Origin of the sequence: Enterobacter cloacae complex sp. 2022EL-00981, assembly GCF_028737495.1 — a bacterium.
Classification (GTDB): Bacteria; Pseudomonadota; Gammaproteobacteria; order Enterobacterales; family Enterobacteriaceae; genus Enterobacter; species Enterobacter cloacae.
In genome coordinates this window covers 25,297-34,828 of sequence record NZ_JAQZRK010000045.1, presented here as the reverse complement: position 1 = coordinate 34,828, position 9,532 = coordinate 25,297, and the positions used below count along the sequence as shown (strand labels likewise).

Sequence of the window (9,532 nt, the reverse complement as noted above, 5' to 3'; positions counted from 1 at the left end):
GATTACATCGAAATGTTTTATAACAGTAAGCGTCGGCATGGTTCTAGCGAACAGATGTCACCGACAGAATATGAAAACCAGTATTATCAACGGCTCGGAAGTGTCTAGATTATCCGTGGCGATTCAACTCAATGTAACTAAAGGGAAAGGTGACATTATGACTAAGCCATATGTTCGTTTAGATAAAAACGACGCTGCCGTCCTTATGGTAGATCATCAAACCGGACTACTGTCCTTGGTTCGCGACATTGACCCGGACAAGTTCAAAAATAACGTTCTTGCACTTGGTGATCTGGCGAAGTATTTTGGTCTTCCAACAATTCTTACTACCAGTTTTGAAAATGGTCCTAACGGCCCATTAGTACCTGAACTTAAAGAACAATTCCCTGATGCTCCATATATTGCCAGACCTGGCAATATCAACGCATGGGATAACGAAGATTTCGTTAAAGCGGTTAAAGCCACTGGCAAGAAACAATTAATCATCGCAGGTGTAGTAACTGAAGTATGTGTTGCCTTCCCTGCGCTTTCTGCGATCGAAGAAGGATTCGATGTATTTGTTGTTACCGATGCGTCGGGTACTTTCAATCCTATAACTCGGGATGCAGCATGGGATCGAATGTCTAACGCTGGCGTGCAGTTAATGTCATGGTTTGGAGTTGCATGTGAATTGCATCGTGACTGGCGCAATGATATCGAAGGTCTGGGTACGCTGTTCTCTAATCATATCCCCGACTACCGCAACCTTATGACTAGCTTTAATTTATTAAATTCTAAGTAAATTAAACCTTCGCAGTCCTCCGATTAGACAGGCAGACTGCGATTTTATTCAGAGATCACGTGCTGGATATTTTTTATAGAGCGAGCAAACAGCCACATCATAAATGATCGCCACCTTCTTCCTGTCCACGCCGTTTGCAATCAGTCGGCCCGCCTGGTCCCATTGTTCTTGGGTAAGTTTCGGACGCCTGCCGCCGATTCGCCCTTTCTCACGAGCTGCGGCTAACCCAGCGCGTGTGCACTCCACTATCAACTCCTCTCCATCTCGGCCAGGGCAGACATGATGTGGAAAATGAAACGCCCCATTGGGCTGGAAGTGTCGATGCTATCCGTAAGACTTTTGAAGTGGATCCCGCGCTGCCGTAGTTCGTCGACCAGCAGTACCAAGTTCCTCATGCTTCGCCCAAGGCGCTCAAGCTTCCACACCACCAGCGTATCTCCCTCTTTCAGCGTCTTAAGAAGTTTTTTCAGCGCTGGCCAGTTCGCTACTGTTCAGCTCATTTTTCTTCTAAAATCTGTTTACATCCTGCGCGTTCGAGGGCTTGTCGCTGGAGATCCGTATTTTGGTCATCTGTTGACACTCTTATGTAGACAATTTGGATATTTTTCACACTATAAATTCTAAAAAAAAATCAGAGGAAGTTATCGGCATGGCTACCGCAGAGCGGTCTATAAAACGTACGAATTTCTAATTCTCACCAAGGTGGGTAGTACTTCTAGGGACAGTCTCCTTCAGTGACTGCTCATCAACACATCTGATAAATAGTTGAAAGATTGGCGGATGTGGTAGGTAATCACGCATCTGATAAGTCACGAACCAATATTTCTTTGAAGCCGGAGAAAATTCCTTGTCGTCTACGGAGTTGCGGTCCCCTAATACTGAAATCAATGATGATGCAGTTAGTCCTTTGTGCTATCATCCCCCGGATCAAAAAACAGGTACCTTTTGCTATGGAATTTAGAAAAGACATAAACGCTTTGCGTTCTCTTGCTGTTTTAGCGGTAATTATTTTTCATTTTAATAGCGACTACCTCCCAGGTGGTTTTGCTGGAGTGGATGTTTTCTTCGTCATTTCTGGTTATCTAATGACGAAAATAATTTTATCTGGAATCAACGAAAATAACTTCAGTTTAAAAAGATTCTATCTGGCACGTGCCAGGAGAATAATTCCAGCATTGACAATTATATGTTTAATCACCATATTGATTGGCTGGCTTTTTATCAAGCCTTCAGATTTTTATGAAATGGGTAAGGATGTTGCAAGTAGCATACTATTCATTTCAAACTTCCTTTACTTGTCAAGATCAGGCTATTTTGACAATTCTTCTGTTAATAATTTTCTTTTACACACATGGTCTCTTTCTGTTGAGTGGCAATTTTATATTGTATATCCATTATTGTTGTTAGCTGTTTCAAAGACATTGGGTTTGAAAGCGGCCAAACATTCTATCCTTGTACTTTTTATTTTTTCTTTTTTTGCATCTCTATATGGCACTTATAATTATGCTGAAGCAAGTTATTTTATGTTTCCTACTAGAGCCTGGGCAATGCTTGCTGGAGGATTAGTATATATCATACCTCCTCTGAAAATTTTGAAAAGAACACTGAGTCTTTTGGGTCTCTCAATAATAATTATAAGTTTATTCATAATTAATAAAGAAACACCATGGCCTGGGTTAATGGCAATAATTCCGGTTTTTGGGGCATTCTTGTGTATATATTCAAATGCTACTTTACGCTTTTTTGATTTGAAGCCTTTACAATACATCGGTACGATATCATATGAAGCCTATTTGATCCACTGGCCTCTTTTAGTATTTATTCGCAAAATCAGTCTGGATATTAACTTTGCATGGTACGCTTTTGTTATCTTAGCCCTTTCATTTATTTTAAATATATCCTTACAGACTTTTAAATCAAATAAAAAACTTCCAATAACATTTTTCGCATGTCTTGCATCTTGCTTGTTGGTAATAACAAATAATGGATATACAAGCAGAGTTCCGGAACAGTACAGAATCACCAACCAAGAATTCCATAAAAAATACTATGGTGGAGCTGATTATCCTTCTAATAAGGTATTCCATATAAATTCTAGCGAAAGTAAATTTGATTACATCATAACTGGCGATAGTTTTGGTTTGCAATATGCTAAGTCATTTGATGAACATAAAGTAGAAGCAGCAGCTCTTTTTGATCATGGCTGCCTAATATTTCCTAATTATTCAAGGTACTTAAATAATAAAGAAGACACTTCATGCTCTGAGGAATATACAAAATTAAAAGCTCTTATGGATAAGGAACCACAAGCCCCCCTTTTGTTTGCAAGCTCCTGGGATACTTACGATGGAATGCTTATAAAAAAGGGGGGGGGTACGCCAATTAAAAAAGATAAAGATTCATATTACACCATAGTGTTAAGTGAAATTTTATCGGTTATTCAGGATGGCGGCGACAAGCGTATGTATTTCATAATAGGTCGTCCCCAACCAGCAAGAGTTGATGGCTTCGGTTGCCTGACTGGTGAAAGCCTTATGGGATATAGGTTGATCTCTAACTGTCAAGAATGGCAGAAGAAAGAAAATGTAGATATAAACCTTTATCTACAAAATAAATTGGCACATATCAAAAATGTTAGATTTATAGATCCTAATGATGCTCTTTGTGATAAGTCTCAGTGTAAGATAATTTACAAAAGAGAACCTATTTATACAGATGGCGGGCATCTTTCTATTTACGGCGCGGAAATAGTCACGAAGTATATTATTGAACATCTTTAGCATCTCAAGCCCAGACAAAATTTCCATGTCTGGGCGTTTTGATTGTGCATTCCCACTCCGTTACATTTTGCTGCTTCACTTAATAAGTGAGGTGGTAATAATTTTATGTTGCCATAATTCCTGTGAATATAGATTGTGTGATGGTTTAAGTTAATCAAAGCCAAATGACAAATACTGTACTTCTGGGCAACCTGCTGGAAAGGTACTCGCCTGAAAATGCATGAAGATTTAATGCTTAATCAGCCAGTCAATTAGGGCCTTCAGCTATAGCTTTACGCTGATATCAGATACTTTCCTGCGGCATCTGAACACGTACTGAGACAAATTGGTCAGAAGGGATGTCTATCGGATCTCCATCGTTAATGCCCTGTATTTCGTTTCTGGCAAATTCTGGAGCGGTTGAATGCGTACGGTGATAGGTTTTCACTAATACTGAACCGTCAGCATGAACATGATAATCGAGCCATATCAGGGACTACTTGTTGCGGTCAATGGGGATGTCAAAACCACCATCAATTCCGCCCCAAGCAGCGTCTGAATTTAGACCTTCGTTACCTTCAATCAGATATTCCCCTAGGGAAAGACGAGTTACAGTGCAGCCTTCAGATTCGTCATTGGTCTGGTATGTTCCATCAGAATATACTTTAACCACAGGTGATGCTGCTTTTATGCCGCCATCAGATGCAATTGAAGTGTTTGCAGTCGTGTAAACCTATTTCCATTGATATGTAGCACCCTGCATGTGGTTGGTCTGTATATATGCCTGCCCATCGTTCGTCCAAACGAACCATGCTGTGGATGGACCACCATCATATTGTAGCTGCCCCCCTACACCGTTGGTATTTGCAGGATTATTAGCTGTTTGACTTGTGAAGCGACCAAATCCAAGCATGTTTGTGTTTGAGAAGTTGTCAATATGACGAGAGTATCCCAAGCCAAGAGCTTTTAGCGAGGGAATCTGACTCGTATCACTATTGGTAACAATCTCAGAATCCAGTGCGCTCCTCGTCGCGCTACTTCCTAAACCGAGGTTTGTGCGGCTGCCTTCTGCCGTTGTTGCCCCGGTCCCGCCCTGGTCAATCGGGAGAGCACCATTGGGCCCTTTCTGCGCCAGCTTACCGATGCCGGGGATAGTCTCGGGGGTGCCGTTTATGGTTACCGTGATGCTCTGGTTTGCTGATGAAGTAGCGAACGTCTCCCATGCGCCAATGTTCTCGTCATACTCTTTGATGAGCTGAGACATGGCCTGCTCCAGTCCGTCGACCGAGATATTGTCTGATACCAGAATGCCGTATTTCTGGCCGCTGAGCGCTGGTGATGCAGCAGGCATTACCGTCATTGACGTGGCGCTGTTCACGGATGAGATTTGAAACATCTGCACCGGGTTGGACATAACGATAAATGTCTGGCCGGCGCGAACCTGGCTGGCAGGTGCCGTCCAGTTTGTGCCGGTGCCGGTTGCGGTATTTCCATTGATAGCGATAGTGCCAGTGTTATAAAGCATGAACTATCTCACGATAATAACGATCGTTTGAAACGATCAAAAATGTAAAATTGATCGCTCATATCAATCTGACTATTTTTTAAAGTTAAATAAAATGGATATTCCCGCTCTTACAGGAATGTAGAAATGAAACGATTATTTGCTGCAGCACTTTTGCTGCTGGCTGTCTGTGCCGGTAAACACACAGATTACGCATTTAAAATGGATTATCCTGTGGACGCAGCGCGTCTTTCTCTCGGTGGTGATATTCACGCGAATATCGATTGTGCCACCAGGGAAATGAAGGTTATTTCAGACAGCAGCAATGGAATATTCAGCCGCCATGTTAATAAACGTCTGAATAATATTTTCTATAAAAAAACCGATAAACTCGATGTCGTTTATCGCTTCAATGTTGCGAAGGGAGTAAGGCAAGAGTTGGCGCAAGGCTCATAGAAAAAACAGGCCTGACCGAACGACAGATTGAGAAGTATCGTCAGGGCTGTTGGGTGGAAGGTGTCCATTTTAAACGGGTATCCCCATCTGGAGAAAAAACCTTGCGTGGCACAACCTGGTATAACTATCCGAGAATTAATCAGTTAATAAGGGATGCGTAAGATGGCAGCTTTGCCTACAGGTGTCGAAATCAGAAACAATAAGATTTGTATCTGGTTTATGTACCGGGGAAAGCGTTGCCGCGAAATTCTCAAAGGTTGGATTAACACCCCGGCGAACATCAAAAAAGCCGGGAATCTTCGGGCTGTGATCGTTAGTGAGATCATCCTTGGAGAGTTTGATTACCACCAGCGCTTTCCTTCATCGTCCAGAGCAAAAAAAACCGTAACAACTGTTTCAGTTCAAGCCTTTTCAGAGCTGTGTGAACTGTGGACGAGCATTAAAGAAACCGAAATTAGCGCGAATACCATGCGTAAGACTCGCTCACAACTCGGTACGTTAATGCACATCATTAACGGAGATACGCCTGTTTCAACTATACGCCACAGCGACATTCTGAAATACAGGAAGGAGCTGTTGAACAGTGAGACACTTTACCTGGCAAATCCCAGAAGCAACAAACAGGGACGCACTGTGCGTACCGTGAACAACTATATATCGCTTCTGTGCTCCCTTCTTCGGTTTGCACACAAATCTGGCTTTATCAATGGCAAACCCTTTGAAGGGATCAAGAAACTACACAAAGGGAAAGTAAAACCGGATCCTTTAACGAAGCAGGAGTTTAGTTTGCTTGCGGCAGCCGAGCGTGATCAAAGCCTCAATATGTGGACGTTCGCAGTTTATACTGGTGTCCGTCATGGAGAGCTTGCAGCCCTTGCCTGGGAAGATATCGACTGGGAAAAAGGTACGGCTCATATACAGCGCAACCTTAATGCGCTAGGAATGTTCGGCCCACCAAAAACCGATGCAGGTAACCGGGTTATCACCCTATTAGAGCCGGCACTTGAAGCCTTGAAAGCACAGCGTAAGCTGACGGCGCTGCAGCCTAAAACCGAAATTGTCTTTAATCATCGCGAGTATGGCGCAGTGGAACATCAAAGCCTGCGATTCGTTTTCATACCCCGGATGCGCAAGGGAGAACAGAAAGCCTACTACTCTTTATCGAGCATCGGTGCGAGATTCAACTCAGCTGTAAAACGTGCTGGTATTCGCCGCCGGAATCCGTACCATACGCGGCATACTTTTGCCTGCTGGCTTTTATCTGCCGGCGCTAATCCGTCTTTCATAGCCAGCCAGATGGGGCATGAAAACGCGCAAATGGTTTATGAAGTCTACGGTGCGTGGATTGAAGAAATGAATGGCGAACAGGTGCTGATGCTTAACGATAAGCTGGCACGCTGAAAAATTTTTGCCCCTATTATGCCCCTATTGGCTCCGAAGGTAGCAATAAATGCAAGAAAATCAATCAAATACAAAGAAAGAGCAATACAACCTGAATAAGCTGCAGAAGCGGCTGCGCCGTAATGTGGGCGAAGCCATTGCAGACTTCAATATGATTGAAGAAGGCGACCGCATCATGGTTTGCCTGTCGGGGGGTAAAGACAGCTACACCATGCTGGAGATCCTGCGTAATCTTCAACAGAGCGCGCCGGTGAAATTCTCCCTGGTGGCCGTAAACCTTGACCAGAAACAGCCGGGTTTCCCTGAGCATATCCTGCCGGAATATCTCGATAAGCTGGGCGTTGAGTACAAAATCGTCGAAGAAAATACCTACGGTATCGTTAAAGAGAAGATCCCGGAGGGCAAAACCACCTGCTCTCTCTGCTCTCGTCTGCGTCGTGGCATTCTGTACCGGACCGCGACGGAGCTGGGCGCCACCAAAATTGCGCTGGGTCATCACCGCGACGATATCCTGCAAACGCTGTTCCTGAACATGTTCTACGGCGGAAAGATGAAAGGCATGCCACCTAAGCTGATGAGCGATGACGGCAAACACATTGTCATCCGCCCTCTCGCCTATTGCCGCGAGAAGGACATTGAACGCTTCTCCCAGGCGAAAGCTTTCCCGATTATTCCATGCAACCTGTGTGGCTCTCAGCCGAACCTGCAGCGCCAGGTCATTGGTGACATGCTGCGTGACTGGGATAAACGTTATCCAGGGCGCATCGAAACCATGTTCAGCGCAATGCAGAACGTGGTGCCTTCTCACCTTGCGGATGTTGAGCTGTTTGACTTCAAAGGCATCAACCATGATTCTGAAGTGGTGAATGGCGGCGATCTGGCGTTTGATCGGGAAGAGATCCCCATGCAGCCTGCAGGCTGGCAGCCGGAAGATGATGATAATCAGTTTGACGAGCTGCGCTTGAACGTACTTGAAGTGAAATAATCCTGTCGCGTCTCAGAGTCCGTCTGAGACGCGTTTTTTCTGCCGCTTATTTCAGCAATCTGACCCGGCAGGTTTTGCCTTTAATTTTCCCGTTTTGCAGCTGCTTCCATGCCTTATGCGCAACCGCCTGGCGGATTGCCACATATACGTGTGCCGGATGAACGGTAATCTTGCCGATATCGGCGCCATCCAGTCCCATGTCACCTGTCAGCGCGCCTAATACGTCGCCTGGACGCATCTTGGCTTTTTTGCCGCCATCAATGCACAGCGTCGCCATTTCGGCTTCGAGTGGCACAACGCGAACGTTCCCCGGGGTGTTCACCCAGTTAAGCTTTATCTGCAGCATTTCAGACAAGATATTGGCGCGCTGCGCCTCTTCCGGCGCGCAGAAGCTAATGGCCAGCCCGCTGTTTCCGGCACGTGCGGTACGCCCAATGCGGTGAACGTGTACTTCTGGATCCCAGGCCAGCTCGTAGTTAACAACCAGCTCCAGCGATTTAATGTCCAGCCCACGTGCGGCGACATCGGTTGCAACCAGCACACGGGCGCTGCCGTTCGCGAAGCGAACCAGCGTCTGGTCACGATCGCGCTGTTCCAGATCGCCATGCAATGACAGCGCACTTTGCCCGGCAGCATTCAGGGCATCACACACCGCCTGGCAATCTTTTTTGGTATTACAAAACACCACGCAGGAGGCGGGCTGGTGCTGGCTCAGCAATTTCTGCAGAAGCGGGATTTTGCCCTGCTGCGGGGTTTCAAAGAACTGCTGCTCGATGGCAGGCAGCGCATCCACGCTGTCGATTTCAATCGTCAGCGGATTTTTTTGTACACGACCGCTGATCGCAGCGATGGCGTCAGGCCAGGTCGCAGAGAATAACAATGTCTGACGATCTTCCGGCGCGAAGCGGATCACTTCGTCGATCGCGTCGCTGAAGCCCATGTCCAGCATACGGTCCGCTTCATCCATCACCAGCGTTTGCAGGGCATCCAGTGAAACGGTGCCTTTTTGCAGATGATCCAGCAGACGGCCAGGTGTCGCGACAATAATATGAGGCGCATGCTGGAGCGAATCACGCTGCGCCCCGAACGACTGTCCGCCGCAGAGGGTTAAGATCTTGGTGTTGGGCAGGAAGCGCGCCAGACGACGCAACTCACCCGCGACCTGGTCAGCCAGTTCGCGGGTCGGGCACAGAACCAGAGACTGGGTCTGGAACAGAGTGGCATCAATATGCTGTAACAGTCCAAGACCGAACGCTGCCGTTTTCCCACTGCCGGTTTTTGCCTGTACGCGAACATCGCGCCCCTCAAGAATGGCGGGTAATGCGGCCGCCTGAACAGGCGTCATCGTGAGGTATCCCAACTCGTTGAGGTTATCGAGTTGGGCGGCAGGCAGAACATTCAGGGTAGAAAAAGCGGTCACAATAGTCTCTCGTGGTCATCTTTGCGGTCAGATGGCGCGTATCCTCGCAGATCTCGGGGTTCGATGCGACAATTTAATCGGTTCTTCATCGGGCGGCGGGTCGGGCATAGGCTGCGGACGCGGAATGGGATCGGGCATGGGCGTTGGGTCGGTCGGGACCGGATCGGACTGCCGTGAATGCAGCCGTTGCAGCGCGAGTAGATGGTTCATCTTTCCCTCCAGTTTT

10 protein-coding genes and 2 pseudogenes are annotated in these 9,532 nt (G+C 46.3%); 7 read left to right on the top strand and 5 right to left on the bottom strand.

Features of this window, described 5'->3' with window-relative positions; all coding sequences use genetic code 11:
• Together PUZ33_RS23815 and ycaC are read left to right on the top strand one after the other, a co-directional pair.
• Positions 1-108, top strand: a 108-nt coding sequence (locus PUZ33_RS23815; protein WP_131729156.1) for an IS3 family transposase, incomplete at its 5' end; no start/stop codon positions are given.
• 49 nt (positions 109-157) lie between these two features.
• Complete coding sequence (gene ycaC / locus PUZ33_RS23810; RefSeq protein WP_047361659.1) at positions 158-781, top strand: isochorismate family cysteine hydrolase YcaC; 624 nt, start codon at positions 158-160, stop codon at positions 779-781.
• A gap of 48 nt (positions 782-829) precedes the next feature.
• Here ycaC and PUZ33_RS23805 read toward each other — a convergent pair.
• Positions 830-1,382 (bottom strand): annotated as a pseudogene (locus tag PUZ33_RS23805) (recombinase family protein).
• A gap of 286 nt (positions 1,383-1,668) precedes the next feature.
• Here PUZ33_RS23805 and PUZ33_RS23800 point away from each other — a divergent pair.
• On the top strand, positions 1,669-3,561 hold the full coding sequence (locus tag PUZ33_RS23800) for an acyltransferase family protein (protein ID WP_058681219.1): 1,893 nt from the start codon (positions 1,669-1,671) through the stop codon (positions 3,559-3,561).
• Between the two features lie 283 nt (positions 3,562-3,844).
• Here the strand turns inward: PUZ33_RS23800 and PUZ33_RS25315 are convergent.
• A pseudogene (locus PUZ33_RS25315) lies at positions 3,845-4,270 on the bottom strand (phage tail fiber protein); the annotation flags it as partial.
• A 3-nt stretch (positions 4,271-4,273) separates the two neighbouring features.
• The gene (locus tag PUZ33_RS23795; RefSeq protein WP_252107883.1) at positions 4,274-5,065 is read right to left on the bottom strand and encodes a hypothetical protein; all 792 of its coding nucleotides are present in this window, start codon (positions 5,063-5,065) and stop codon (positions 4,274-4,276) included.
• Positions 5,066-5,191: 126 nt separating this feature from the next.
• Here PUZ33_RS23795 and PUZ33_RS23790 point away from each other — a divergent pair, with 126 nt between their 5' ends.
• From PUZ33_RS23790 to ttcA, 4 genes are read left to right on the top strand one after another with little or no spacing between them, the layout of a single operon-like run.
• Positions 5,192-5,500 (top strand): hypothetical protein, encoded by a 309-nt coding sequence (locus tag PUZ33_RS23790; RefSeq protein WP_058681220.1) that lies wholly within the window; start codon positions 5,192-5,194, stop codon positions 5,498-5,500.
• Complete coding sequence (gene xisR / locus PUZ33_RS23785) at positions 5,497-5,661, top strand: excisionase family protein (RefSeq protein WP_072203670.1); 165 nt, start codon at positions 5,497-5,499, stop codon at positions 5,659-5,661. Before PUZ33_RS23790 ends, xisR begins: the two co-directional genes overlap by 4 nt.
• Before the next feature lies 1 nt (position 5,662).
• The gene (locus PUZ33_RS23780) at positions 5,663-6,901 is read left to right on the top strand and encodes an Arm DNA-binding domain-containing protein (RefSeq protein ID WP_058681221.1); all 1,239 of its coding nucleotides are present in this window, start codon (positions 5,663-5,665) and stop codon (positions 6,899-6,901) included.
• A 49-nt stretch (positions 6,902-6,950) separates the two neighbouring features.
• Positions 6,951-7,886: a tRNA 2-thiocytidine(32) synthetase TtcA gene (gene ttcA / locus PUZ33_RS23775; protein ID WP_058681222.1), complete on the top strand. Its 936-nt coding sequence runs from the start codon at positions 6,951-6,953 to the stop codon at positions 7,884-7,886.
• A 46-nt stretch (positions 7,887-7,932) separates the two neighbouring features.
• On the opposite strand, the gene dbpA is transcribed toward ttcA, so the two are convergent.
• Both dbpA and ynaL read right to left on the bottom strand, forming a co-directional pair.
• Entirely contained in the window at positions 7,933-9,306 is a 1,374-nt protein-coding gene (gene dbpA, locus PUZ33_RS23770; RefSeq protein ID WP_023621323.1) for an ATP-dependent RNA helicase DbpA, read from the bottom strand.
• 27 nt (positions 9,307-9,333) lie between these two features.
• Positions 9,334-9,516, bottom strand: a complete 183-nt coding sequence (gene ynaL, locus PUZ33_RS23765) for a proline-rich small protein YnaL (protein ID WP_071830099.1) — start codon at positions 9,514-9,516, stop codon at positions 9,334-9,336.
• Between the last annotated feature and the right edge of the window lie 16 nt (positions 9,517-9,532).